General features: G+C 66.6%; 26 protein-coding genes and 1 pseudogene. 14 read left to right on the top strand and 13 right to left on the bottom strand.

Going from position 1 to position 22,991, the window contains the following annotated elements; translation table 11 throughout:
- Positions 1-140: 140 nt before the first annotated feature.
- Together ASD34_RS28270 and ASD34_RS15120 are read right to left on the bottom strand one after the other, a co-directional pair.
- The gene (locus tag ASD34_RS28270; protein WP_235510078.1) at positions 141-278 is read right to left on the bottom strand and encodes a hypothetical protein; all 138 of its coding nucleotides are present in this window, start codon (positions 276-278) and stop codon (positions 141-143) included.
- Positions 279-493: 215 nt separating this feature from the next.
- A complete protein-coding gene (locus tag ASD34_RS15120; RefSeq protein ID WP_200937615.1) occupies positions 494-1,027 on the bottom strand; it encodes a sigma-70 family RNA polymerase sigma factor in 534 nt (177 codons plus the stop codon).
- A 337-nt stretch (positions 1,028-1,364) separates the two neighbouring features.
- Here ASD34_RS15120 and ASD34_RS15115 point away from each other — a divergent pair, with 337 nt between their 5' ends.
- From ASD34_RS15115 to ASD34_RS15090, 6 genes are all read left to right on the top strand, one after another.
- Complete coding sequence (locus ASD34_RS15115; RefSeq protein WP_157609692.1) at positions 1,365-2,177, top strand: 4'-phosphopantetheinyl transferase family protein; 813 nt, start codon at positions 1,365-1,367, stop codon at positions 2,175-2,177.
- 30 nt (positions 2,178-2,207) lie between these two features.
- Positions 2,208-3,044, top strand: coding sequence for a hypothetical protein (locus ASD34_RS15110; protein ID WP_056578942.1), 837 nt, complete (start codon positions 2,208-2,210; stop codon positions 3,042-3,044).
- 347 nt (positions 3,045-3,391) lie between these two features.
- Positions 3,392-4,108, top strand: coding sequence for a hypothetical protein (locus tag ASD34_RS15105; RefSeq protein WP_082548714.1), 717 nt, complete (start codon positions 3,392-3,394; stop codon positions 4,106-4,108).
- A complete protein-coding gene (locus tag ASD34_RS15100; RefSeq protein WP_056578935.1) occupies positions 4,105-4,629 on the top strand; it encodes a GTP-binding protein in 525 nt (174 codons plus the stop codon). The genes ASD34_RS15105 and ASD34_RS15100 overlap by 4 nt, the downstream gene beginning before the upstream one ends.
- 48 nt (positions 4,630-4,677) lie before the next feature.
- On the top strand, positions 4,678-5,061 hold the full coding sequence (locus tag ASD34_RS15095) for a roadblock/LC7 domain-containing protein (protein WP_056578932.1): 384 nt from the start codon (positions 4,678-4,680) through the stop codon (positions 5,059-5,061).
- Between the two features lie 103 nt (positions 5,062-5,164).
- Positions 5,165-5,524, top strand: coding sequence for a hypothetical protein (locus ASD34_RS15090; RefSeq protein WP_056578929.1), 360 nt, complete (start codon positions 5,165-5,167; stop codon positions 5,522-5,524).
- 55 nt (positions 5,525-5,579) lie between these two features.
- Here the strand turns inward: ASD34_RS15090 and ASD34_RS15085 are convergent, their stop codons facing one another.
- The 5 genes and pseudogenes from ASD34_RS15085 to ASD34_RS15070 all read right to left on the bottom strand — a co-directional run bounded on the left by ASD34_RS15085 (position 5,580) and on the right by ASD34_RS15070 (position 10,706).
- Complete coding sequence (locus tag ASD34_RS15085) at positions 5,580-6,821, bottom strand: dienelactone hydrolase family protein (RefSeq protein WP_056578926.1); 1,242 nt, start codon at positions 6,819-6,821, stop codon at positions 5,580-5,582.
- Between the two features lie 51 nt (positions 6,822-6,872).
- Complete coding sequence (locus tag ASD34_RS28265; protein WP_235510172.1) at positions 6,873-7,397, bottom strand: flavin reductase family protein; 525 nt, start codon at positions 7,395-7,397, stop codon at positions 6,873-6,875.
- Positions 7,371-8,606, bottom strand: a pseudogene (locus tag ASD34_RS28545) (styrene monooxygenase/indole monooxygenase family protein); the annotation flags it as partial. The gene ASD34_RS28265 and the pseudogene ASD34_RS28545, both read right to left, overlap by 27 nt.
- 13 nt (positions 8,607-8,619) lie before the next feature.
- On the bottom strand, positions 8,620-9,861 hold the full coding sequence (locus tag ASD34_RS15075; RefSeq protein ID WP_056578920.1) for a styrene monooxygenase/indole monooxygenase family protein: 1,242 nt from the start codon (positions 9,859-9,861) through the stop codon (positions 8,620-8,622).
- 50 nt (positions 9,862-9,911) lie between these two features.
- Positions 9,912-10,706, bottom strand: coding sequence for an SDR family oxidoreductase (locus ASD34_RS15070; protein WP_056578917.1), 795 nt, complete (start codon positions 10,704-10,706; stop codon positions 9,912-9,914).
- A 184-nt stretch (positions 10,707-10,890) separates the two neighbouring features.
- On the opposite strand from ASD34_RS15070, the gene ASD34_RS15065 reads away from it, so the two are divergent.
- The 4 genes from ASD34_RS15065 (at position 10,891) to ASD34_RS27530 (ending at position 13,891) form a co-directional block, all read left to right on the top strand.
- Positions 10,891-11,919 carry an AraC family transcriptional regulator gene (locus ASD34_RS15065; protein WP_056578915.1) on the top strand — a complete coding sequence of 343 codons (1,029 nt, stop codon included), beginning with the start codon at positions 10,891-10,893 and terminating at the stop codon, positions 11,917-11,919.
- A gap of 294 nt (positions 11,920-12,213) precedes the next feature.
- A complete protein-coding gene (locus ASD34_RS15060) occupies positions 12,214-13,161 on the top strand; it encodes a universal stress protein (protein ID WP_056578912.1) in 948 nt (315 codons plus the stop codon).
- Positions 13,151-13,666, top strand: a complete 516-nt coding sequence (locus tag ASD34_RS15055; protein ID WP_056578910.1) for a hypothetical protein — start codon at positions 13,151-13,153, stop codon at positions 13,664-13,666. Before ASD34_RS15060 ends, ASD34_RS15055 begins: the two co-directional genes overlap by 11 nt.
- 69 nt (positions 13,667-13,735) lie before the next feature.
- Positions 13,736-13,891: a hypothetical protein gene (locus tag ASD34_RS27530; RefSeq protein ID WP_157609691.1), complete on the top strand. Its 156-nt coding sequence runs from the start codon at positions 13,736-13,738 to the stop codon at positions 13,889-13,891.
- A gap of 9 nt (positions 13,892-13,900) precedes the next feature.
- Here ASD34_RS27530 and ASD34_RS15050 read toward each other — a convergent pair whose 3' ends face one another.
- The 6 genes from ASD34_RS15050 to ASD34_RS15025 are packed head-to-tail and all read right to left on the bottom strand — an operon-like array spanning position 13,901 to position 18,403.
- Positions 13,901-14,242, bottom strand: coding sequence for a hypothetical protein (locus tag ASD34_RS15050; protein ID WP_056578907.1), 342 nt, complete (start codon positions 14,240-14,242; stop codon positions 13,901-13,903).
- A 10-nt stretch (positions 14,243-14,252) separates the two neighbouring features.
- Positions 14,253-15,002: an SDR family NAD(P)-dependent oxidoreductase gene (locus ASD34_RS15045; RefSeq protein ID WP_056578904.1), complete on the bottom strand. Its 750-nt coding sequence runs from the start codon at positions 15,000-15,002 to the stop codon at positions 14,253-14,255.
- A gap of 16 nt (positions 15,003-15,018) precedes the next feature.
- Positions 15,019-15,396, bottom strand: a complete 378-nt coding sequence (locus tag ASD34_RS15040) for a RidA family protein (protein ID WP_056578900.1) — start codon at positions 15,394-15,396, stop codon at positions 15,019-15,021.
- Positions 15,393-16,280: an alpha/beta hydrolase gene (locus tag ASD34_RS15035; RefSeq protein ID WP_056578897.1), complete on the bottom strand. Its 888-nt coding sequence runs from the start codon at positions 16,278-16,280 to the stop codon at positions 15,393-15,395. Before ASD34_RS15035 ends, ASD34_RS15040 begins: the two co-directional genes overlap by 4 nt.
- A gap of 40 nt (positions 16,281-16,320) precedes the next feature.
- Entirely contained in the window at positions 16,321-17,316 is a 996-nt protein-coding gene (locus ASD34_RS15030; RefSeq protein ID WP_056578893.1) for a Bug family tripartite tricarboxylate transporter substrate binding protein, read from the bottom strand.
- A gap of 49 nt (positions 17,317-17,365) precedes the next feature.
- Positions 17,366-18,403: a porin gene (locus ASD34_RS15025; RefSeq protein ID WP_056578890.1), complete on the bottom strand. Its 1,038-nt coding sequence runs from the start codon at positions 18,401-18,403 to the stop codon at positions 17,366-17,368.
- A gap of 176 nt (positions 18,404-18,579) precedes the next feature.
- On the opposite strand from ASD34_RS15025, the gene ASD34_RS15020 reads away from it, so the two are divergent.
- From ASD34_RS15020 to ASD34_RS15005, 4 genes are all read left to right on the top strand, one after another.
- Complete coding sequence (locus ASD34_RS15020; protein WP_082548708.1) at positions 18,580-19,290, top strand: GntR family transcriptional regulator; 711 nt, start codon at positions 18,580-18,582, stop codon at positions 19,288-19,290.
- Positions 19,291-19,578: 288 nt separating this feature from the next.
- A complete protein-coding gene (locus ASD34_RS15015) occupies positions 19,579-20,919 on the top strand; it encodes a C4-dicarboxylate transporter DctA (RefSeq protein WP_056578884.1) in 1,341 nt (446 codons plus the stop codon).
- Positions 20,920-20,924: 5 nt separating this feature from the next.
- Positions 20,925-21,632 carry a GntR family transcriptional regulator gene (locus ASD34_RS15010; protein WP_056578882.1) on the top strand — a complete coding sequence of 236 codons (708 nt, stop codon included), beginning with the start codon at positions 20,925-20,927 and terminating at the stop codon, positions 21,630-21,632.
- A gap of 160 nt (positions 21,633-21,792) precedes the next feature.
- Positions 21,793-22,902, top strand: coding sequence for an AI-2E family transporter (locus ASD34_RS15005; protein WP_056578878.1), 1,110 nt, complete (start codon positions 21,793-21,795; stop codon positions 22,900-22,902).
- Positions 22,903-22,991 lie beyond the last annotated feature (89 nt).

The raw sequence follows: 22,991 nt of genomic DNA, 5'->3' as shown, positions 1-22,991 counted from the left end.
CTTGGCCAGCGAATCTGTTCATTTCACGAGGGAGCATTGGCGGGGGAGATGGCTGCATCCGCCGAGGTGGGCTGGCGGGGCCATGGCGGGAACGCACGGCACGGCGCGCGTTGGCAAAGAGATGCGGTTGGCTGGCTGGCTTACTTGCCGGTGTCGGGCGATTCGTCGCCGTCACCGAAATCGTTGACCGGCGGCACGAAGCCTGCGAGCAGCCAGAGTTGCGCGGCCTTGTCGTAGGCACGGCGGTGCGAGGGCTCGGCCAGGAGCCAGGCGGTCATTTCGGCGCGCGCTGCGTCATCGAAATTCTCGCGGTCGTGCTCGCGCTGTACCCAATCCCATGCGGTGTCCCAGAGGAGATCGTCTTTTTCCTGTGTCATTTCTTGAAGGCCGTTCGCGTTGCCCGTGCAGGCCGGATCTCGAGCGCCAGTCACTGCGTACAGCGCGCATTCTCATGGGAAACGGACATGCCCTTCCCACCGTCGGGACACGGCCTCTAGCGCGAACCGCTCTCGAGCAGCAAGTGGCCGCACGACTTGATGGCCGTGGCGGCCTCGGCGATCAGACCATTCACCAGCCCCAGCGCGCAGCCCAGGCGCGCCGCGATCTCTCGCTGCGTCAGGCCTTCCAGCCGATAGAGTTCGAACACGAGGCGCGTTTTCGGCGCGAGCCCGGAAAGCACCTGGTCGATGGCGGTGATGACCTGGCGCTCGCACATCATGCGATCCGGCGTGCCGACGGCCGGCACATCCAGAAGCTCGACGTCGACATCGAAGGTGCGGTAGCTGGCCTCGACACGGTGGCGGCGGCAGTAGTCCAGCGCCATGTTGCGCACCACCTGGCAGCAGTAGCCGATGGGCCGGTCGGCATGCCGCACGCAGGGGCCGTCGACGATCTTCAGGTAGGCGTCCTGCACCACGTCGTCGGCCAGATCCGCCGTGTTGACGATCTTGCGGGCGACACGCCAAAGCTGCATGCGATGGGCGATGAAGACTTCTCCGAGCGAAGGATCGGACGAATTCACTGGCATGTTCAACACCTCTTCCTCCTGTGAGCGAGCCAAAGGGGCCGCAAGCGGATTACTACTTTTTATGCATAAATACAAATAAGAATCATTCCTATTCATACATAAATCTCAAGTCACCGTGATGACCTTCCGGGCCATCGTTCGAATCGAGTGATGGGAATCCCCGCGAAAATTCGTGCAGCGAATCGCATGGCGCGCAAGCTCTGCATCAACGCGGAGCCCGGCATTGCCCATGAGGGGGATGGCGATGATAGTCCACTTCAGGACACATCATTTTTCATGGAAAAAGCTGCGCGCAGCTCTCGATCGCCCGTCATCGCCTCTAAGCTGTGGCCCCTTCATGCCAAGCGACGCTTCACTCATCTCGCTGCCCCCTGGAGACATTCACCTCTGGTTCTGCTTTCACGGCGATGCCGGCACGCCCGAGCTGACGGCGGCCTGCCGTGCTTTGCTCAGTACGGATGAGTTGTCGAAACAGGAGCGCTTTCACTTCGCACGCGACCGGTATCGCCACTTGCTGACGCGAACGCTGGTGCGCTCGGTGCTGTCGCGCTATGCGCCAGTGGCGCCGCACGCCTGGCAGTTCGCAAGCAACGCTTTCGGGCGGCCTCGCATCGACACGCCCGATGTGCGTAAAGCGGTCGGGCTGAACTTCAACCTGAGCCACGCCGACGGGCTCGTCGTGCTGGCCGTTGCGCGCGATATCGAGCTGGGCGTTGACACCGAGAACATTGAACGCAAGGCGGCGCTCGACGCTGCCAGTCACTGCTTCTCGCCAGCCGAAGCGCAGGGTCTGTGCGCCTTGCCATCGACGCATCAGGCAGAGCGCTTCTTCGAGTTGTGGACGCTGAAGGAAAGCTATATCAAGGCGCGTGGCCTTGGCCTGCAGATACCACTCGACAGCTTCGGCTTTGCACTGGACGATCCCGGCACGATCGGCTTCGCGCTCGCCGATTCGCACATGGGCGGCGACGCCGCGCAGCGCTGGAATTTCTGGCAACTGCGCCCTTCGCCGAAGCACCTCGTGGCCCTGTGCGCCGCGCCGGCTCCTGCGGCTTCGGCCACCACGCGCATCGTCAGTCGCCAGATCGCGCCCCTGCAATGGGACCGGCCGCTCGCGGTGCGCACGACCCGCACCAGTGCGGGCATCTAAAATTTCGCCCCTTTCCCCGCTCCCGTACCCATGAACATCGTCGTCAACGAAGAACTCAAAGCCTATATCGATCCCTTGACGCCGGAGGAGTACGAAGCCCTCGAACGCAGCATCCTCACCGAAGGCTGCCGCGACGCGCTGGTGCTGTGGGGCGACGTGCTGGTGGACGGCCACAACCGCTACGGCATCTGCCAGAAGCACGGCCTGCCCTTCCAGACCGTGCAGAACACGCGCTTCAAGACGCTGCAGGACGTGCACCTGTGGATGATCGACCAGCACCTGGGCCGCCGCAGCATCTCGGACTACCTGCGCGGCGTGCTCGCATTGCGCAAGAAGGACATCGTGGACGAGCGCCGCGCCCGCAGCACCGCCACCACCCCGACGACGGCGGACGACCCGCCCTTCGATGTCGATGACGCGCCGGCGTCGAGCGTTTCCGCCGCGCCCGAAGAGGCCCTGCCGCCGCCCGTGCCGCTGAACAGCCGCGAGGCCATCGCCCGCGCCGCGCGGCTGAGCAGCAGCCAGGTCGGGATGATCGAGAAGATCCAGAAGCAGGCCGCGCCCGAGCTGGTGGCAGCGGTGAAGTCGGGCGTGATCTCGATCAACACAGCCGCCGCCGTCGCTACCCTGCCCGCCGAAGAGCAGGTGTCGGCCGCCAACGCCGGCAAGGACGAACTCAAGCAGGCCGCCAAGCGCGTGCGCGAAGCCAAGCGCAAGCCGCGCGAGGCCGCGCCCGAGACCGAAGACGGCGCCGAACCGGCGCTCGACGCTGTCCAGCAACTGGAACAGCGCGTGGCCGAACTCACGGCCGAGAACGCGAACCTGCGCCTGCAAGTGGCCAAGCTGCAGGCACAGCTGGGGCACTGACGCCCGGCGGGTGCCTTTTCTCGCGCCCGCCTCTTTCAACACGCCCCTGAAATCTCGCGCGCCGCGCTGCGGCACGCGAGGCGTTGTCGCGTCCGCGACCTACCGAAAACAGTTGTTCGTAATCTTGTGTTTTTATTTGAAACAACTGTTATATTTTCACATAACACCTTAGACAGAAAGCTTTAGTTCTCTGAGACGGCATGGGATCAGCACCCCGCCCAACTTTCTTCAGTGAGTTCTCAAGTTGCAAATAGAACGGCGATACCGCCCTGATTCGGTGCTTTCGACGCGGTTCAACACACATCGCTTCAGCGATCGATTCCTGGACTGCCTCGTCCGGAGGGACCATGCCCGCCGCTAACACCGTTCCCAAAAGTCAACGCGCCTTGCTGAGCTACAGCGTCGAGGGGCTGCCGCACCGCGAAGAAGTGCTGCTCAAGTCGCTGATCCGGCTGCTCGATCACCGGACCCACCAGAACTGGTCATGGAAGGCCGAGCAGGCCGATCTGCGGGTCGTTGGGGACCAGGTCGCGCTCGCGTCGCCCCCGCCCCATCCGGCCGTGCCCACGCTGACCGTCGCCCATGCCGATCCGCAGCGCGGCCCTTTCCTGGCCCTGCCGCTGCACACCGATGCGCTGGAAGTGGCGCTCAACCGCCTCGGCGCGATGGTGGTCCACGCCCGCGGCCTGGGGCTGGCCGTGACCGAGGTGCCGATCGGCGAGCACGAAGAATTCCGCATGCTGCGCTGGCCGCCCGCGGCGGTGCTCGAAGCGCCGATCCGCCTGCGGTTGGCCACGTTGATGTCCAACCGGCCGGCGTCGGTGCTGTCGCTGCAGCAGCGCTCACCCGCCACACGCCAGGAATGCGCGGACTTCCTGGCCGACCTGCAGCGTGCGGGCCTGCTCGAACGCGCCGCCAGCCCCGGCGTTCTTGTGACCGCCTCTGCGCCCGACAGCGTCTTTCCCGACAGCCGCTTCCCGTCACCGACACGCGACACCGTGCAGCCCGGCCTGCTTGCACGCATCCGGAACCGACTCGGCTTGCAGCCGTCAGGCCCTCAATGACCGTAGAACACAAGATCCTCTTCACCGGCACCATGGGCGCCGGCAAAACCACGGCCATCGCCGGCGTGAGCGAGATCCCGCCCGTGAGCACCGACGTGCGCAACAGCGACACCTCGGTCGCCAAGGCCACCACCACGGTCGGGCTGGACTACGGAGAACTCACGCTCGACAACGGCGAAAAGCTGCGCCTGTACGGCACGCCCGGCCAGATGCGCTTCGACTTCATGTGGCGCATCCTGGGACGCGGCGCGCTCGGCGTGGTGATCCTCGTGGACAACAGCCGCCCCGACCCGCTGGCCGACCTCGACATCTATCTGGACGGCTTTGCCGAACTCATCGCGCAGACCGCCTGCGTGGTCGCGGTGGGCCGCATGGAAAACCACCCGAGCCCCGGCCTCGACGCCTACGCGCGACGCATGGAAGCCAAGGGCGTCGTATGCCCGGTCCTGCCGGCCAACGTGACCGATCCGCAGCAGGTCGTGCAGCTGCTGGAGCTGCTCCTGCTCCAGCTCGAGGTCTGACGACGCGGCGCGCCCCTTTTCTTCTCCTTTTCTTCCATTCAGGCAGCAATGAACATCACTCCAAGAATCAGGCTGGCAGCGGAATCGGCCATCGACACCCTGATGCGGGAAATCAAGGGCGTGAAGGCCGTGGTGATCTCGACCGAGGACGGCCTCGAGCTGGCCGCGCGCGTCGAGAACACCGCACAGGTCGCGCGCCTGTCGGCCATTGCCAGTTCGCTGGCCGCGCTGGGCGCCGTGGCCGGCGAGGAAAGCCAGCTCGGCCATTGCGACAACGTGACCATCGAGGCCGCGAACGGCCACATCCTGATGCTGCAGGCGCGCCATCCCGAGATGACGCTGATCGTGAGCGTGGTCACCAGCCGCGACGCCATCATCGGCCAGGTCCTCTACTTCGCGAAACAGGCGACGCAGCTGCTGCAGCACGCCTGACGCCGGGCACCGGCGCATACCCATTCGACACCACCGGTGGCCGCCCATCCCCTTCGCCCGGGCGGCCATCGACTTTCAGGGGCGAGGACTAGGAAAGATTTCGATGGCAAATATCAAGCAATCCATGGACGAACTGATGACCTGCGACGGCGCGCTGTGCGCGGCGCTGGTCGACTCGAGCAGCGGCATGATCCTCGGCCAGGTCGGTTCGGGCGTCGACCTTGAAGTGGCCGCCGCGGGCAACACCGAAGTGGTCCGTGCCAAGCTGCGCACGATGCGCGACCTGGGCCTGAACGACACCATCGAAGACATGCTGATCACGCTCGGCAAGCAGTACCACATCATTCGCCCGATGCAGAAGAAGGAAGGCCTGTTCGTCTACCTGGTGCTGGACAAGACCAAGTCGAACCTGGCGCTGGCGCGCCGCAAGACGCTCGACGTCGAACAAGGCATGACCGTCTGAGCAGCCCCTCGCGTCGCGCGCGGCGTCTGAGCCGCGCGGACGCATCAAACGCGTATCAAGTGCGCGTCAGCAGCGTGTTCGACGGCAGCGTCTCGTCGAGCAGCTTGCGCGCGGTTTCCACACCCGCTACCGGCAGCAGCGCCGCGTCGAGCAGGCCCACCTGCACCAGCACGCTCGCCTGGTCCCAGTAGATGTGCTCGTGGTAGAGCCTGTCGCCGCGGAACTTGATGACCGCGAGCAGCGGGATCTCCACGCGCTTTCCGGTGGGCGCCACGCCGGGCAGCATCCACGGGATCTCGGTGGTGTGGGTGAAGCAGAACAGCATCTCGTCGACCACCTGCGTCGCGCCCACGGTGCGCGAGATCGGCACCAGCGAGGTGTCGGGCGGGTTGCTGTTCACGAAGTGGTTCGTATAGAACGCGTGCAGGTTCTTGTAGCCCACGCCGCCGGTCATGGTCGGGATGTGGTTCACGTAGGGCTCGGCCACCATCGTGCCCATGGTGTCGTCGACGTTGCGGGTGCCGAACTCGTACTCGCAGTGCTTGTCCCACAGCGCCGCCAGGTCGTAGTTCGGGCCGATGGCCGACTTCAGCGCGGCCACGCTGCGCTCGTGCGCCATGAGCGCCGAGGCGCGATGAAAGTGTTCGCCGCCGACACGCGCGAACGCGTGGTCGACGCCGGGGTACACATGCACTTCGACGTTCGGCCGGCCGCGCAGCGTCTGCACGATGCGGTCGCGCGCCTCGGGCGGGCAGAAGCCGTCGAGTTCGGCCACGTGCAGCGCCAGCTTGCAGCGGATGCGATCGGCCTCGTCGAGCGCGGCGTCGATGCCCACGCCGTAGTAGCCCACCGCCACGTCCGCGTCGGTGCGGCAGGCGGCGAGGTAGGCGAGCTTGCCACCCAGGCAGAAACCGAGCACGCCGACCTTGCCACCGGGCACCTCGGGGCGCTGGCGCAGCGCGGTGATCGCGGCCTGCATGTCCTGCATGCCGAGCGCTTCGTCGAAGCCCTGGTACAGCGCGAAGGCGCGCTGCCAGTCGTCGGGCGTGTAGCCCAGCTGCACGTCGGGCTGCTGGCGCCAGAACAGGTCGGGCACGAGCACCACGTAGCCTTCCTCGGCGTAGTAGTCGGCCACGTCGCGCATGGTCTTGTTGACGCCGAAGATTTCCTGCGCGAGCACCAGGCCCGGGCCGGTGCCGCCGCGCGGCAAGGCGAGGTAGGCGCCGAAGCTGCCGCTGCCGTCGGCAGCCTGGACGCGGATGTCTTGCGACGAGGAGGTGGATGCCTTGTTCTGCATGGGTGTGTGACTCCGTTCAATGCTCAAAGGTGGACGTGGGGAACCAGGGGCTCACTGTACGCATTCCGGATGGCGCGTCGTGACCTGGTAGTAGCCCGAGTGAAAAACCAGCGGCTCGCCGTCGAAGCGCTCGTAGCCTTCGACCTCGCCGATGAAGATCAGGTGGTCGCCGCCGTCGTACTGTCGCACGTTGCGGCACACGAAGCGCGCGAGCACGCCGTTGAGCAGCGGCACGCCGGCCGTGCCTTCGCAGCAATCGACGCCGCCGAACTTGTCGGCCTGCGGCGTCGAGAACTGGCGCGACAGATGATGCTGCGGCGCGGCCAGCACGTTGATCGCGAAGTGGCTCGCGCCGGTGAAGTCGGCCACGCTGGGCGCCTGCCGCGCCAGGCTCCACAGCACCAGCGGCGGATCGAGCGACACCGACGAAAACGAGTTGGCCGTCATGCCCACGCGGCGCCCGTCGAGCGCACGCGTGGTGATCACGGTGACGCCGGTGCTGAACTGGCCGAGCGCCTTGCGGAAGTCGCGCCGGTCGAAGCGGTCGACCGCGGCCTCGCGCGCCTTGGTTTCCAGAAAGCGGTCGGCCTCGGCCGCTTCGAACCACCAGGGCGCGAAGTTGCGCGGATCGTCGAAGCCGTTGACCACGGCGCTTGCCACCGCGGGCATGTGGGTGGCGCTCTGCAGCAGCTTGTGCAGGTGCGGCGCGGGCGGTGCGAGCAGGCTGTGGGTCCAGTCGGTGGCCCAGCGCGCGTAGCCCTCCCAATAGCGGTCGAAGGTCTGCTGCATCCACGCGGCGTCGAAGGGCGCGTCGCCGTGCTCCGGGATGCGCTTGAGGTAGATGTCGGCCGCCTTGGCCGCGTTGTTCGAGCCTTGCCCCGTGATCGGGTCGTTGAGCACCACCGCATCGGCAAGCCCCAACACCGGGCGGCCCGAAGGCAGCGTGGCGACCGGATGGCGCACCACGGGCGTGACGCGGCCACGCAGCACGCCGTGGTCGTCGGTGAGCTCGATGTGCGCACAGCGCTCGGCTTCCCAGGGCAGGAAGTCCGCGAGGATCTGCTTGCTGCGCGCCAGGTGTTCCTGCGGCGTCTTCACGTCGTCCCAGCAGTCCATCGGGCCGCCGGGCACGCCTTCGAACACCATGATCTCGCACGGGCCGCTGGTGGTGAGCGCGGGGAACACGAAGTACTCGCCCACGCCCGGAATGAGGTTGAAGCTCACGGCCGAAAAAGAGTCGCGCGGGCGCATGCCCTTCACGTAGGTGAGCGCGAGCGCACGCTGCGGCTGGTCGAACGGCGAACGCGCCGCATCGCGCGGGAACAGCGCCGAGATCTCGCCCTTGCCGCTCGCAACGACCACGAGGTCGTGCGTGCGCGCGCAATCTTCCAGCGTGTCGAGGTCCGCGTCCTGATGCACGAGACGGCCGCCGCGCGCCTCGAACAGCTGCATCCACGCGGCGATCTTCAGACGCTGGTCGACCGACTGCGCGGGGCCGTCGAGCCTGGCTTCCCACGCGATGGCGCGGTGGCCCTCGGGGCTGCGCACCGACATGCCGATGCCCTCGACGACCGGGCACGCGTCGGCCCAGCTGTCCAGCCCGAGCTCGCGCTCGGTCTGCAGCGCGGTCTCGAACATGCACTGGCTGGACATCACCGGGCCGCCTTCGATCTCCTGCGCGGTGCGGTTCGCATACACCGTCACGGCATACCCCTTGGCCAACAGGCCCAGGGCGAGCTGCATGCCGGACTGGCCGGCGCCGACGATGGCCACGCGTCGTGTCATGCGCGTGCTCCCACTATGCGGCCGCTGCGGCGCAGGTGGCCATGTAGCGCTCGGCCTCCTCGGGCTCGGCGAACCACGGGAAGAAGGTGCGCGGATCGTCGAAGCCGTTGGCGATGGCGCTGGCCAGTGGCGGCACGGCACCGGCGCCACCGAGCAGGTTCAGCACATGCGGCGGCGGCGGTGCGAGCAGCATGTTGGTCCAGCGCGTGACCCACTGCGCGTAGCCGAACCAGTAGCGGTCGAAGGTCTGCTGCATCCACGGCGCATCGGCCGCGCCCTCGCCGCGCGCCAGGATGCTTTTCAGGTACGCATCGGCGCACTTGGCCGCGTTGTTCGAGCCCTGCCCCGTGATCGGGTCGTTGAGCACCACCACGTCGGCCATGCCGAGCACCTTGCGGCCCGACGGCAGCGTGGCGACCGGCTTGCGCACCGTGGGCGCGAAGCGGCCGGCGAGGATGCCGTTGTCGTCGGTGAGCTCGATGTCGGCGCAGCGTTCGGCCTCCCAGGGCGTGAAGGTGTCGAGGATCCACTTGCTGCGCGCCAGGTGCTCCTGCGGCGTCTTCACGTCGGCCCAGCAGTCCATCGGGCCGCCAGGCACGCCTTCGAACACCATGATCTCGCACGGCCCGGTGGTGGTGAGCGCCGGGAACACGAAGTATTCGCCCACGCCGGGAATGAGGTTGAAGCACACGGCCGAGAACGGGGTGCGCGGGCGCATGCCCTTCACGTAGGTGAGCGCCAGCGCGCGCTGCGGCTGGTCGTAGGTCGACTTGGCGGCGTCGCGCTCGAAAAGCTTGGAGATCTCGCCCTTGCCGCTGGCCACCAGCGTGAGGTCGTGGCTGCGGGTGCAGGCCTCGAGGTCGTCGATGCCGGCGTCCTTGAAGACCAGCTCGCCGCCCTTCTGCTGGAACTGCGCCATCCATGCCGGCACCTTCACACGCTGGTCGACCGACTGCGCGCTCGAATTCAGCCGCGCCGCCCATTCGATGGCCTTGGCGCCCTTCTGCTCGGGGTGCGGCACGGCAAAGCCGATGCCATCGACGGTGGGGCAGTCGTTGCCCCACTGGTCGAGCCCCAGGTCGCGCTCGACCTGCAGCGCGGTGTGGAACATGCACTGGCTGGACATGACCTTGCCGTGGCGGATGTCGTCCGCTGAACGGTTGCTGTACATGGTGACCTCGTAGCCTGCGTCCAGCAGGCCCAGTCCCAGTTGCAGGCCCGACTGGCCCGCGCCGACGATGGCGATTCGCTTCATGGCTTGCTCCTTCTTTGGTTGTCTCGTGGGGATGTTGCTGTCGATGCCGATCAGGGTTCCATCAGGCGGGGAATCGCGGGCACGGCCTGCTCCGGGCCCATGGCGGAATAGCCGCCGTCCACCGCGTAGTCGGCGCCCGTGACGAAGCTCGCGTGCTCGGAGCACAGGAACAGCACCACCTGCGCCACCTCGTCGGGGTCGCCCACGCGCCCCAGCAGGTGATACGGCGCAGCCACGCGGTCGGTGCGCGCGCGGTCACCACCGGTGAGCTGGTCCATCACGGCCGACCAGGTCCAGCCCGGCGAGACGCTGTTCACGCGGATGCGGTCGGGTGCAAGGTCCATCGCCATGTTGCGCGTGAGCTGCGCCATCGCGGCCTTGCTCACGGGGTAGAGCCAGCGCCCGGTCTGGGCCACGCGCGACGAGATGCTGGTGAAGTTGACCACCGCCCCGCCGCCGGCCGCGACCATGTGCGGGTGCACTGCCTGCAGCATCGCGACGGCGCTGGCCACGTTCACGTTGAACGAGGTGAGCCAGTCGGCGCGCGGCGACTTGAAGCCGTCGTCCACGTACGAGCACGCCAGGTTGACGAGAAAGTCCACGCCGCCGTGGCGGGTGGCGGCCTCGTCGACGCAGGCCTTCACCTGCGCGTCGTCGGTGATGTCGGTGCGCACGAAGCGCACCCCGGCGCCGAGTGCGTCGGCCAGCGGCTGGCCCTTGTCGGCGTCGATGTCGGCGATGACCACCTTCACGCCCGCCGCGTGGAAGGCGCGCACCACCCCGGCGCCTATCAATGTCGAACCACCCGTGACGATGGCGCTCTTGCCTTCGAGTCCCTTGAACATGACGCTTGCTCTCCTCGGTTGAATCGCCGGTTCGGCGAATGGGCCAAAGGTAGAGCGCAAGGCCTCGCCGGCCGATCCCGAAAACGCAGGACGTGTCCCTGTCGCGCAGGTTTTTTCCCCAGGTGCCAAGGGACGGCCCGAATTGTGGGCTGGAAGGGTTTTTGCTACGGTCAGTGCGCTTCCCATGGAAACCGCCACCGCCCCACGGCTGCCGCTGCAGCGCTACCGCCTGTTCGAGAGCCACGACATGGACGAGGCACGCGAGAGCGTGGCCCGCGTGTTCTGCCCGCACGGGCTCACGATGCTGCGCCCGCGCACCGAACTGGACGCCTGCCACCACAGCGCGCGCCTGCATCGCGACGTGAGCCTCAACTACGTGCAGTACGGCCCCGGGGTGCAGATCGATCCGGGTTACCTGCAGGACTTCTTCCTGCTCCAGATTCCGTTGCGCGGCGGCGCCGACATCCGCTGCGGCGGCCAGCAGGTCGAAGCCACGCCGCGCATCGCGTCGCTGCCCTCGCCCACCGAGTTGCTGTCGATGCGCTGGGCCGACGACAGCCCGCACCTGATCGTGCGCATCGCGCGTGCGGCGCTGCTGTCGCGGCTCGAGGCGCTGCTGCAGGCGCCCGTGCGCCAGCACCTGGTGTTCGACCTCGGCGTGCCGCTGGACAACCCCGCGCTCGCGCCGCTGGTGCACTTCATCGACTACTTGCGGCTCACGCTCGACGCCGGCAATGCGCTGCAGGGCGGCGGACGCCTGGCCGAGCATGCCGAGGAGTACCTGATGTCGAGCCTGCTGATGTCGGCCGGCCACAACCACTCGCGCGCCCTTGCTGGCGACGCGCAGCGACACCTGCTGCCGCGCGCGGTGCGCAAGGCGCAGGAATTCATGGCCGCGCACGCCGAACAGCCGCTGTCGCTGGCCGACGTGTGCCGCGAGGCCGGCTGCAGCGCACGCGCCCTGCAGCTCGCGTTCCGCCAGCATGCGGGCCAGGGACCGATGGAGTTCTTGCGCGAGCTGCGGCTGGACCGCGTGCGCGCGGAACTGCAGGCCGCACACCCGCACACCGGCGTGCGCGACGTGGCCCAGAAGTACGGCTTTCTGCACCTGGGTCATTTCGCGGCCCAGTACCGCACGCGCTTCGGCGAGCGACCGTCGGACACGCGCGCGCGCCACACCCCGGAAGACGGCCGTGAACAAAAGCTGGCTTGAAGTGCGTTCAATCTGGCAAGGATCGTGCGGGTACTGACCGGATCTTTGCGCGTCTGGCCTAGACTCCCTGGCATGAACACCCACCCCTCTTTCCACACCATGACGTCCCGCCCCGGCGGTTGCACGCCTGCGTGGGCGTGGATGACAGTGGCGGCTCAGCAGACACCCGCACATTCCTGAGCCCGGCGGTCCGCCTCTTTCCCTTCTCTTTCAGCGCAAACCATCGACCGCCGGGCACCCGCCCCGCGCGGCTGCGCCCCCGTCATCCGGGGTCGCGTTCGACTGGAGTGCGTCATGCATCATCAGGTTCAGCGGGAACACGTGGTTCCCGGCGACAGCGTCGCATCCAGCACGCCTTCTTTTCAATCCATTCTTGCCGTCACCGATCTGTCGGCACGCGGTAACCGCGCGATCGAACGGGCCGCCCTGCTCGCGGCCGAACATGGCGCGCTGCTGAAGCTGGTGTATGCGCCTGCGGATCTCTCACCGCTCGCACACGCCGAAGCAGCCACCGCGCTCGCGGGCCTGGCCCGCACCATGGCCTCGCGCTTCGATGTCCTGGTCAAGCAGGTCGCGGGACCGGGCGGTGGCCTTGCGCAGATCGTCGACGAGGCGCGCCATGTCGACCTCGTGGTGCTGAGCCACGAGCGCGACCGCTCGTTGGGCGCGTTTTTCACCGGCCAGCCCGTGGAGCGCTTGCTGCGACAGGTGCGTTGTCCCGTGCTCGTGACGCGGCTGGACACGCGCCTGCGCTACAGCCGCATCCTCGTGGCCGTCGACTTCACGCCCGCATCGCGCGAACTCGTGAGCCTGGCCCACGGGCTGGACCCCGAGGCTGCGCTGGAGCTGTTCCATGCGCTCAACACCATGCACGAAAGCAAGCTGCGCTATGCCGAGGTGTCGGATCACGCCATCAAGACCTACCGCCACGACAGCATGCGCCAGGCGCGCGAGCGGCTCTTCTCGCTGACCGACTCGTCGAGCGCGCGGCGCAACCGCGTGCTGTCGGCGATCGGCCGCGGCGACCCGGCACGCCAGGCCACGGTGCAGCAGCAGCATGCACGCGCCGAGTTGCTCGTGGTCGGCAAACGCCGCGCGAATCCGCTGGGCGACTTCCTGTTCGGCAGCGTCGCTCAGCGCGTGCTGTGCTGGGCCACGGGCGACGTGCTGGTGGTGCCCGCCGACCGGCGCGCCGACCCCCAACCGGCCTTCATTTCAAGGAAGCTGCAAGATGTTCGCTGAAGACCCGCTCATCAAGTACCCGCTGCGCCAGTCGCTGCTGCCCGGCGCCGAAGGCCTGGCCGTCTTCGCCCAGCGCGGGCCGGTCGACTGGCTCTCGAGGCCCGACCAGTACATGTTCATCTGCGAAGGACGCGGCGGCCGGATCTACGCTGCGAACGAGGTCGCGCTCGAAGAGGCGCAGCAACTCATCAGGGACGCGCACGGCGATCAGGTCGTGTCGCGCGACCCCGAAATCCACACCTTCGTCGACCCCGAACTCGATGCGCTGGTCGAGCCGATCATGTTCCTGCGCCTGAAGAGCCCGCGCGCCTACGCGACGGTGCTGCGCGACGAACTCGACCGGCGCCGCGCCGACGTTCGTGAAGAAGATCTGCAGCGCCATGACGTCGTGATCCGCGCCGAAGTGCGGCTCGCCGATCTCATGGGCTATGCGAAGGCCGCGCTTCAGATGTCGAACGGCTCGGCGGTGATCTGGAACTGGTTGCTGCGGTACGGAATGGCGTGAAGGCTGCGGCGCGCCTGTTCCCGCAAACCCGGGAGCAGGTTTGGCGGGCGGCGGTGCTCGATCCGCCGCATGGCCGACGACATCTTGATCCTCTGCGGCGCGATGACCGAGAAATTCACGGACGACCTGCGCGCGACCGGCGCGCATCCGGAGATGTTCGTGCGAAGCCCTTCGTTGCACGCCAGGTACCTGCGCAACATGAAGCTTGCAGGCCGGAGCGGATGAAGCGCGCCGTCAATCCGAGAGGACCGGTTCATCGGCCAGCAGATATTGCGTGATGTGAAACAAGCGTCCGTCGAACAGCGGCATGATTTCCGCGAGTCGGCTTTTCAGCACCTGGCGGATCGGGTGGGCGAAGGCATTTGCCATGGCATCGACCGTGTCGTAGGCCGACTCAAACGTCATGTACAGCTTTGGCCCGTCGTCCTCGATCGACTGCGCACGCATCACGCGCACCGACCGCACCCCTGGAAAGCGCTTCATCAACGGCACCACTTCGCTGGTGATGAACGCATCGAAACGAGCGATGTCCTGCGGCTTCACGGAGCCTTCGAGGCAGGCGGTTCTCACAATCATCGAAGCGGCCTCAGAGTCCGAGACCGCCCAGCGATTTTCCACCGTCGACGAAGAGCGTCTGTCCGGTGATGAAGCTGGTGCGTGGCGACGCCAGGAAGGCGATGGCATTGGCGATTTCTTCCGGCGCGGCCGGCCGCCCCGCTGGCTCCAGCGCACTGGCCGCCGCGTGCTGCTCGGGCGACATGGCGCGGGTCATGCCGGTGTCGGTGAAGCCCGGCGCAATCGAGTTGACTGCGATCTGCCGGCCACGAAGGTCCATCGCCATCGCGCGGGTCAACCCCACCACCGCCGCCTTCGATGCGACGTAGTGCGCAAAGCCGGTGCCGCCCAATGCCGCGCGCGAAGACACGGTCACGACGCGGCCGCCGGGCTTCATTCGACGCACGGCCTCCTGGGCGGCGACGAAGACCCCGAGCACGTTCACCTCCAGCACGGCGCGAAAGTCATCGTCGCTGATCTCCTCAAAGGCGCGCGAAGGGCCGATGCCAGCCGCGCACACCATGACGTCGACACGCGCTTCGGCATCGAGCAGGGCCGCCATGCTGGACCGGTCGCACACGTCGATCGCATGGCCGGCGGCGTCGTGTCCTGCGCGGGTGAGTTCGTCCACGAGGCTTTCGACCTGCGGTGCATTGCGGTCGATGACCACGACGCGAAATCCGTCGGCGGCCAGGCGCTGCACGGTGGCGCGTCCGATGCCCGAAGCGCCCCCTGTCACGAAGGCGGTTTCCTTGCTGGGGGAGTGAGAGGCAGATTGCATGATTTGGGCTTTCCTTTCAAGTGGCGATCGCTGCATAGGCGACCATTTCAACGCGCATGCCGGGCACGACCAGGGCCTTGACGACAACGCTGGAGCGGTTGGGGTAAGGCGCCGCAAAAAACTCCCTGTAGACGGCATCTACGGCAGGCATGTCGCGCTCGTCGGTCAGGTAGATCAGCACCTGGGCAACGTCGCTCATTTGGCCTCCCGCGGCGAGCACGGCGCGCTGGATGTTTTCGAGTGTGAGGCGTGCCTGTTGCTCGATCGGTCCGGTGTCGATGGTGCCGTCCGCGCGCACGGCCGCATGTGTCGTGAACAGCAACCCACCGGCCTTCACGGCCCACGAGAACGGCTGTGCAAGGGCTGGCAGCCCGACGTCGATCACTTCCTTCATGGCTGGTTGTCCTTCATGAGATTTGCGAGCCGGCCGTACCACGGGGCTGCCGGGTTGCGAAGACCGGTGTGGGTGGCGAAATGGTCGAGTCCGAGTTCGACATGCAACCGGCTCGGCCCGGGTTGCCGAGCCAGCAGGGCGGCCATCCTGCGGTTCGAATGGATGACTCGGGCGCTGTCCGAATCACCGCAGCTGAGCCACATCGGGATGGGATTTCCCGCGGTCCAGCACAACGGACTCATCAGAGCGTCCTCCGACGCGTCGTTCAGCACCATCGTGTAGATGCGCTCTTCCATGCTGGCGGCCGCAGGTTCTGGGTGGTGCAGGTCCATGATGCCGCTGATGGGGAGGCAAGCACGAATGGCTGCAAGCGCAATACCCGCCCGCGCGGCATCGCGGCGGCGCAAGACCACCAGGGCCGCCAGATGGGCGCCGGCGGAATGCCCCGCCAGATAGATCTGGTCGCCACGTCCGCCGAAATCGGGGGCATGCCTGATCACATGTGCCACGGCGGCCAGGCTGTCCTCGAAGGCTGCGGGCAGCCTGTGCGCCGGTGCCAGCCGGTAGCCGGGCGTCACCAGCACCATGCCGAGCCTGACCACGATCGGCGCCATGAAGGCGACGTATTCCTTGTAGCCGTTGGTCCAGCCGCCGCCGTGCCAGAACACCAGGATCGGCGCGTTGTGCGCGCCTTCGCGGTGGTAGACGTCGTAGCGCTGTTGCGGATCAGTGCCATAGGCGCAATCGCGCATCACGGCGATCTCGGGCGGCAGCGACTGGCTCTTCGCCCAGCCCAACACCGTCTCCTCGTAGGTTTGCGCGGCTTCGAAAGGAAGGGGCGGCTGCTTCGGCAGGGCGAATGGATGGTGCTCGTTTCTGTTCACGTGACGGGATTGCCTCGCTGTCGGTTTCTCTGTGGCCGGATCAATCGGCCTTGATGCCGAATTCGGCGACCAGTTTTCCGTAGCGCGCATAGTCGCCGGCCACCAGCCTGGCGAGCTGGGCCGGGTCGCCGCCTACAGGAGCCAGCGCGATGGCATCCATGCGGGCGATCACGTCCGGCATCTTGAGGATTTCGTTGACGTGCCGGTTGAGCAACTGAACCACTTCCGCGGGCATGCCCTTCGGCCCCATCAGGGCCTGCCACGCGCCAACCTCGGCGCCTTTGTAGCCTTGCTCCGCCAGCGTCGGAACATCGGGAAGGAAGGGCGAGCGCTTGGCGTCCGCGACGCCCAGGACCACCAGCTTCCCCGCCTTGACGTATGGCGCCACCGGGCCGAGCGTCGAATACATCATCGGAACCTGGTTGCCCAGCAGATCGGCCACTGCGGGCGCACTTCCCCGGTAGGGAATCTGCGTGACCTTCACGCCTGCGGATCTGTCGAACAGTTCCCCGAGGATGTGCATCGGTGAGCCGGCGCCAGGGCTCGCGTAGGAGTTGACCTTGCCTTCCTTGATCTTCGCGACCAGTTGCTTGACATCGGAGACGCCGGTGGAGACCGTCGCCACGACGAAAAGCGATTGGCCGCCGAGCTGGACGATGGAGGTGAGCTCGGCGGCCGGATCGGTGGACGCGCCTGCGGCCCCCTTGAGCACGTGTGGCGTGATGGCGATGGTGTTGGGTGCGAGCAGCAGCGTGTAGCCGTCGGCACGCGCCTTGGAGACGTACGCAGTGCCGATGGTGCCGGCTGCGCCCGTGCGGTTCTCGACCACGACAGGCTGCCCCAGGCGCGAGGTCAGCTTGTCGCCGATGACGCGAGCCAGCACGTCGGTGTCGCCGCCGGCCGGATAGGCCACGACGATCGTGATGGGCTTGCTCGGATAGCTTTGTGCCTGGGCGGTGGGAGCCGAGAAGGCCGCGGCAACAGCCATCGAGAAGGCGACCGAGAGGGCCTTGCGGCGAGTGGGTGCGAAGGTCATGGAAGTCCTTGGGGAAACGGCCGAAAGAAAAAGGGAATGGAGTGCTTGGTCAGAACGCATGGCGAATGCCGACGTTGTAGGCCCGGCTGCCCAAGCCTTGCTCGGTCGCATTGCCGACACGGTAGAAGCCCGTGGCAGCGCCAGCGCGGGCGTTGTTGTGGATGCGGGCGATCGAGGCGTAGAGGCTCGTGCGCTTCGACAGGAAGTACGTGTAGCCGAGCGCAATCTGGTTGGCATCGTTGTTGGCGGAGGTCCGGTCGTCCTTTCGGATGTACGACGCCATGAAGCGGCTCGCGCCGTAAGGCACCGAAACGCCAACCAGCACGTCGCGCGAGTCATCGTTGACCAGACCGAACACGGCCGCCCCCTTGTTCACGACATAGTTGAAATGGGCCGTCGCCACGCCAAAGTCGTACTTCGCGCCGAGGAAGGTGATCTTGGCGGGCACCGCTTTCGCATTGTTGACGTTGTGATATCCCAGCTTGACGTAGATGGGTCCGGAGACATAGCCGACCGCGGCGCCGAACTGGCGATGGGCGCGGCTGTCGTTGGTGGCTTCGCCAAACCCGTAGACCACGTCCGCCGTCAGGCCCGACTTGCCCGTGTAGGCATAGCGCACGGTGTTGTCCATGCGGTTGTTGCCGCCGGCGCCACCCGCGCTGATCAGGTTCGCGGAATCGCCGGCCATTCCGGTGACGAAGGGGTCGGTCTCTGTCTGCACGAGGGCGACCGGCGTGTACTGCCGCCCGAGCGAGATGCTGCCGAAGTCGCCTTGAAGTCCCACGAGCGATTGCCGCCCGAAACCCAGGCCGCCTTGCCCGAGGGTGCCCGTGTCGGCGTTGATCCCCATCTCGAGCGCATAGAACGCCGACAGCCCGCCGCCGAGGTCTTCGGTCCCGCGAAAGCCGAGCCGCGATCCCGAGGCGATACCGCTTGTCAGCTTGCTGACGCTGGCGCCCTTGGGTCCGCCGCTCTCGTGGACAAAACCCATGTCGATCAGGCCGTAGACGGTGCTGGTGCTCTGCGACCAGGCGGAGCCGTTCGCCAGGCCGAGGGGCAGAAGAAGTGCGAGTGTTCTGAGTTTCATGATGGGGGCAGGTGGAGGAAAACGGCCTCACCGCTCGCACATGCATGGCACGAGGCCACTGTCGCCTCTGAAGTCCTGCATGCGATAATTTTTCACGTTTGCAAAAGGTCGGTGATTTCATGAAATATAAGATCTTTCATGAAAATCTACATTACGCATAAAAACCTATTTACTTCATGAATCAGTCTGCAGTAGAAGCCGGGCCGATGGATGCGGGGTCGCGCACCGAACGCGCGTATCAGCGCCTTCGACAGGAAATCCTTGTGGGAGAACTGGCACCGAACGAGCGCTTGCGCGTGGCCGACCTTGAAGCGCGCTTCGAACTGGGGTTGACGCCCATCCGCGAAGCGCTTGCGCGTCTGGCGAGCGAAGGGCTGGTGTCGATGGAGGCGCGCCGCGGCGCGCGAGTGCTCGAAGCCTCCCCCGCGGAACTGGCCGACCTGATGAAGACCCGCAGGGAAATCGAACGCCTGTGCCTGATCGAATCGATCAAGCGCGGTGATTCAAAGTGGGAGGCGGAGGTGCTTGCCGCGTTGCATGTGCTCGCACGCGCGCCGCTTCCAGATTTCGGTGAACGGTCCGCACTGGCGTTGGAGTGGGAGGCCCATCACCGGCGGTTTCACACCGCGCTGGTCAGCGCCTGCGGTTCGGATTGGCTGCTGCGATTCTGGAATCAACTCGTCGACCATTCCCAGCGATACAGAAAAACCCGCCTCCAAGGCCCGCTGGTGGCCAGGGATGTCCAAGCCGAACATCAGGCAATTCTCGATGCGGTGTTGCGAAGGGATGCGGATGCCGCAGTCGCCTTGATGGACCGGCATCTGAGAGACACGGAAGAAGCGGCTCTTGCCGCCCTTCGCCAGGCGGGCGCTCCCGCGGGCCGCTGAGCGGCCCTCCCGAACTTATCGCGCAGTTGGTCGACTGCTCGCGACCTCGGCCAACGCGGTGACGTGCGCCTTGGTCGTCGTACACCGCGGCAGCCGGCAACAGGACCTGCACAAACGGCATTCCATGCCGGACGCGGCGCGCGCTGCGCCCTCGGCACCTCGGGGGCGCCAGAAAGCCCCGGGAATACCCTCTGAACTTCCTGAAGTCTTCTTGCCTACAGTTCTTGTATGCAAGAAAAAGCGGTCCTTGCATGCAAAACCTCGACACGACAACGACAGGAGATTTCCATGCCTCGCTTTGCCAAATCGCTCTTCGGACAGGTGGTCATCGCACTGGTGATCGGCGTGCTCGTCGGCCTCTTTGCCCCCGAGTTCGCCGCCAAGCTCAAGCCGCTGGGTGACGGCTTCATCAAGCTGATCAAGATGATCATTCCCGTGCTGGTGTTCTGCGTGGTGGTGCATGGCATCGCCGGCGCGGGCGACCTCAAGCGCGTGGGCCGGGTCGGCGTGAAGGCATTGATCTACTTCGAGGTGCTGACCACCATCGCGCTGGCGATGGGCCTGGTGCTGGCCTTCGTGTTCGAGCCGGGCGTGGGCATGAACGTCGACCCCAAGGCGCTCGACGCCAGCGCCATGAGCGCCTACGCCTCCAACGCCGACAAGCTCACCAGCGGCGGCACGGTCGAGTTCCTGATGAAGCTCATTCCCACCACGGTGGTGGCCGCCTTCGCCACCGGCGACGTGCTGCAGGTGCTGCTGTTCGCGGTGCTGTTCGGCTGCGCGCTCTCGCTGCTGGGCGATCGCGGTGCGCCGGTGGCGGCGGTGGTCGACGCGCTCTCGCTGGTGCTGTTCAAGATCATGGGGATCATCATCAAGCTGGCCCCGCTGGGCGTGCTGGGTGCCATTGCGTTCACGGTCGGCAAGTACGGCATCGGCTCGCTCAAGCAGCTGGGCATGCTGGTCGCCCTCTTCTACGGCGCGGTGCTGATCTTCGTGTTCGTGGTGCTGGGGCTGGTGATGCGCTTCTCGGGCTTCAGCCTGTGGAAGCTGCTGCGCTACCTGCGCGAAGAGCTGGCCATCGTGTTCGCCACTACTTCGTCGGACAGCGTGCTGCCGCAGATCATGGCGAAGCTGCGCCGCATGGGCATCCGCGATTCGACGGTGGGCCTGGTGATTCCCACGGGCTACTCGTTCAACCTCGACGCGTTCTCGATCTACATCACGCTGGCGGCGGTGTTCATCGCGCAGGCCACCAACACGCCGATCTCGATGGCCGACCTGCTGACCATCCTGGCGATCGCGCTGGTCACCTCCAAGGGCGCGCACGGCGTGCCGGGCTCAGCCATCGTGGTGCTGGCGGCCACGCTGCATGCGATTCCGGCGATTCCCGCCATCGGCCTGGTGCTGGTGCTGTCGGTCGACTGGTTCATGGGCATCGCCCGCGCGCTGGGCAACCTGATCGGCAACTGCGTGGCCACCGTCGCCATCGCCGCATGGGAAGGCGACATCGACCGAGAGCGTGCGCATGCCGTGCTCGACGGCACCTACTCGCCCGATGACGAGCCGCTGGCTGAAGCGCCTGTGGCACCCGTGGTAAACACCGGCACCGCCGCTTCCACCGCCCACTGAAAAAAATGCCCGCTGACGTCAGCCCCACCGCCATCGCCGAACGCGTCGTCGAGGCCATCCTCGCGCAGAAGCTCGCGCCCGGCGACCGGCTCGGCGAGCAGGCGCTGGCCGAGAACTTCTCGGTCAGCCGCACCATGGTGCGCGAGGCGCTGATGCAGCTGCAGGCGCGCGGTTTCGTCGAGGTGCAGTCGCGTCGCGGCTGGTACGTGGTGGAGCCCTCAGCCGAGGAAGCGCGTGACGCGTTCTCGGCGCGCCGCATCGTCGAGGCCGGCATTCTGGCCGCGAGCGAAGGCCGGCCGCTGGGCCAGGTGATCCGCAAGCTGCGCGACCACATCGCCGACGAGCAGCGCGCCATCGAAGGCGCCGACGCCGCCACGCGCGCCTTCCTGCTGGCCGACTTCCATGTCTGCCTGGCCGAGCAGATGGGCCACCAGCTGCTGGTCGACGTGCTGCGCGACCTCACGGCGCGCACCACGCTGGCCGCCACGCTCTACCAGTCCAAGCACGAGGCCGGGCAGTCGTGCGCCGAGCACGGCGCGATCGTCGAAGCGCTCGAGGGCGGCAACATCGAGCAGGCGCGCCAGCTCATGCTCGACCACATCGGCAATGTCGAGCGCGCGCTGGAGGTCGACGCCACCACCGAGCCCGACGCACCGAGCCGCCTGCGCGCCACCCTGGCGCCCGTGGCGCTGCCGCGCGCAGCCAAGCGCTAGCGCTGTGCATTTGTGCCGCCGCCAGCTATCAATTGAATAGCTGACACCCGCCGCCGGTCCTGCGCCTGCGACGTTTTTCATGGACGATCCTGCTGCATCGCACAAGGGCGCGCCGGCTGACACGGCGGTGGGTTCCGGCTCGGCTACAGTCCGAACACTTATGAACTCTCCCCAACTCCAGCGCGGCGTCTTCCTCGCCCTGCTTGCTGCTGTCACCGTCGCCTTTCTGTGGGTGCTGATGCCGTTCTTCGGCGCGGTGCTCTGGGGGGTGGCGCTGGCGATCCTGTTCACGCCGCTGTTCAAATGGCTGCTCAGGAAGATGCCGGGCCGGCGCAATGTGGCCGCGCTGTCCACGCTGGCGATCTGCCTGTTCATCGTGATCCTGCCGCTGGCGATGGTGGGCGTGTCGCTGGTGCAGGAGATTGCGCTGATCACGCAGAGCATCCGCTCGGGCCAGATCAACTTCGCGGCTTACTTCCAGCAGATCCTCGATGCCGCGCCGCAGTGGCTGCTGAGCCTCGTGGAGCGCTTCAACCTGGGCGACATGGCGGCCTGGCAGGCGCGCATCTCGGCCATCGCGGGCCAGGCCAGCCAGCTCATCGCGAGCCAGGCGCTGGCCATCGGCCAGAACACCTTCGACTTCGTCATCAGCTTCTTCGTGATGCTGTACCTGCTGTACTTCCTGGTGCGCGACGGCTCGACGCTTTCCAAGACCATGCGCGACGCGCTGCCGCTGGCCAAGCCGCACACGCACTACCTGCTGAACAAGTTCACCACCGTGATCCGCGCCACCGTGAAGGGCAACGTGGCCGTGGCCATTGCGCAGGGCACGATCGGCGGACTCGCCTTCTGGTTCCTCGGTGTGCAGGGCGCACTGCTGTGGGCGGTGCTGATGGCCTTCCTGTCGCTGCTGCCGGCCGTGGGCGCGGCGCTCATCTGGGGGCCGGTGGCCATCTACTTCCTGGCCACGGGGCACTTCTGGCAGGGCGGCGTGCTGATCTTCGTGGGCGTGTTCGTGATCGGCCTGGTCGACAACATCCTGCGCCCCGTGCTGGTGGGCAAGGACACGCAGATGCCCGACTACATCGTGCTGATGTCGACCATCGGCGGCATGGCGATCTTCGGCATCAACGGCTTCGTGATCGGGCCGGTGATCGCGGCGCTGTTCATGGCGGCCTGGAGCCTGTTCGCGGACGCCGGCCATGTCGGCCCGGGCCACGAAGCCCAGGACACGACCGACGCGGCGAAGGTGGGCCAGAAGAAGGTCTGACCGCAGTCGCGGCCCTGCACAAGCCACAGCGTTCGCTCCGCCTGCGCGCATTTCGCGCGCGCATTCACGCATTCCGTCGCATGACGCTG

This window comes from Variovorax sp. Root473 (assembly GCF_001426505.1).
GTDB lineage: Bacteria > Pseudomonadota > Gammaproteobacteria > Burkholderiales > Burkholderiaceae_C > Variovorax.
Note: the sequence above shows the minus strand (reverse complement) of the source record. Positions and strands in the feature narration are given on the sequence as shown.

What these genes read in the sequence shown, in the direction of transcription:
- ASD34_RS28270 (WP_235510078.1), bottom strand. Translation starts at nt 278, where the DNA reads ATGACCGCCTGGCTCCTGGCCGAGCCCTCGCACCGCCGTGCCTACGAC.
- ASD34_RS15120 (WP_200937615.1), bottom strand. Translation starts at nt 1,027, where the DNA reads ATGCCAGTGAATTCGTCCGATCCTTCGCTCGGAGAAGTCTTCATCGCC.
- ASD34_RS15115 (WP_157609692.1), top strand. Translation starts at nt 1,365, where the DNA reads ATGCCAAGCGACGCTTCACTCATCTCGCTGCCCCCTGGAGACATTCAC.
- ASD34_RS15110 (WP_056578942.1), top strand. Translation starts at nt 2,208, where the DNA reads ATGAACATCGTCGTCAACGAAGAACTCAAAGCCTATATCGATCCCTTG.
- ASD34_RS15105 (WP_082548714.1), top strand. Translation starts at nt 3,392, where the DNA reads ATGCCCGCCGCTAACACCGTTCCCAAAAGTCAACGCGCCTTGCTGAGC.
- ASD34_RS15100 (WP_056578935.1), top strand. Translation starts at nt 4,105, where the DNA reads ATGACCGTAGAACACAAGATCCTCTTCACCGGCACCATGGGCGCCGGC.
- ASD34_RS15095 (WP_056578932.1), top strand. Translation starts at nt 4,678, where the DNA reads ATGAACATCACTCCAAGAATCAGGCTGGCAGCGGAATCGGCCATCGAC.
- ASD34_RS15090 (WP_056578929.1), top strand. Translation starts at nt 5,165, where the DNA reads ATGGCAAATATCAAGCAATCCATGGACGAACTGATGACCTGCGACGGC.
- ASD34_RS15085 (WP_056578926.1), bottom strand. Translation starts at nt 6,821, where the DNA reads ATGCAGAACAAGGCATCCACCTCCTCGTCGCAAGACATCCGCGTCCAG.
- ASD34_RS15075 (WP_056578920.1), bottom strand. Translation starts at nt 9,861, where the DNA reads ATGAAGCGAATCGCCATCGTCGGCGCGGGCCAGTCGGGCCTGCAACTG.
- ASD34_RS15070 (WP_056578917.1), bottom strand. Translation starts at nt 10,706, where the DNA reads ATGTTCAAGGGACTCGAAGGCAAGAGCGCCATCGTCACGGGTGGTTCG.
- ASD34_RS15065 (WP_056578915.1), top strand. Translation starts at nt 10,891, where the DNA reads ATGGAAACCGCCACCGCCCCACGGCTGCCGCTGCAGCGCTACCGCCTG.
- ASD34_RS15060 (WP_056578912.1), top strand. Translation starts at nt 12,214, where the DNA reads ATGCATCATCAGGTTCAGCGGGAACACGTGGTTCCCGGCGACAGCGTC.
- ASD34_RS15055 (WP_056578910.1), top strand. Translation starts at nt 13,151, where the DNA reads ATGTTCGCTGAAGACCCGCTCATCAAGTACCCGCTGCGCCAGTCGCTG.
- ASD34_RS27530 (WP_157609691.1), top strand. Translation starts at nt 13,736, where the DNA reads ATGGCCGACGACATCTTGATCCTCTGCGGCGCGATGACCGAGAAATTC.
- ASD34_RS15050 (WP_056578907.1), bottom strand. Translation starts at nt 14,242, where the DNA reads ATGATTGTGAGAACCGCCTGCCTCGAAGGCTCCGTGAAGCCGCAGGAC.
- ASD34_RS15045 (WP_056578904.1), bottom strand. Translation starts at nt 15,002, where the DNA reads ATGCAATCTGCCTCTCACTCCCCCAGCAAGGAAACCGCCTTCGTGACA.
- ASD34_RS15040 (WP_056578900.1), bottom strand. Translation starts at nt 15,396, where the DNA reads ATGAAGGAAGTGATCGACGTCGGGCTGCCAGCCCTTGCACAGCCGTTC.
- ASD34_RS15030 (WP_056578893.1), bottom strand. Translation starts at nt 17,316, where the DNA reads ATGACCTTCGCACCCACTCGCCGCAAGGCCCTCTCGGTCGCCTTCTCG.
- ASD34_RS15025 (WP_056578890.1), bottom strand. Translation starts at nt 18,403, where the DNA reads ATGAAACTCAGAACACTCGCACTTCTTCTGCCCCTCGGCCTGGCGAAC.
- ASD34_RS15020 (WP_082548708.1), top strand. Translation starts at nt 18,580, where the DNA reads ATGAATCAGTCTGCAGTAGAAGCCGGGCCGATGGATGCGGGGTCGCGC.
- ASD34_RS15015 (WP_056578884.1), top strand. Translation starts at nt 19,579, where the DNA reads ATGCCTCGCTTTGCCAAATCGCTCTTCGGACAGGTGGTCATCGCACTG.
- ASD34_RS15010 (WP_056578882.1), top strand. Translation starts at nt 20,925, where the DNA reads ATGCCCGCTGACGTCAGCCCCACCGCCATCGCCGAACGCGTCGTCGAG.
- ASD34_RS15005 (WP_056578878.1), top strand. Translation starts at nt 21,793, where the DNA reads ATGAACTCTCCCCAACTCCAGCGCGGCGTCTTCCTCGCCCTGCTTGCT.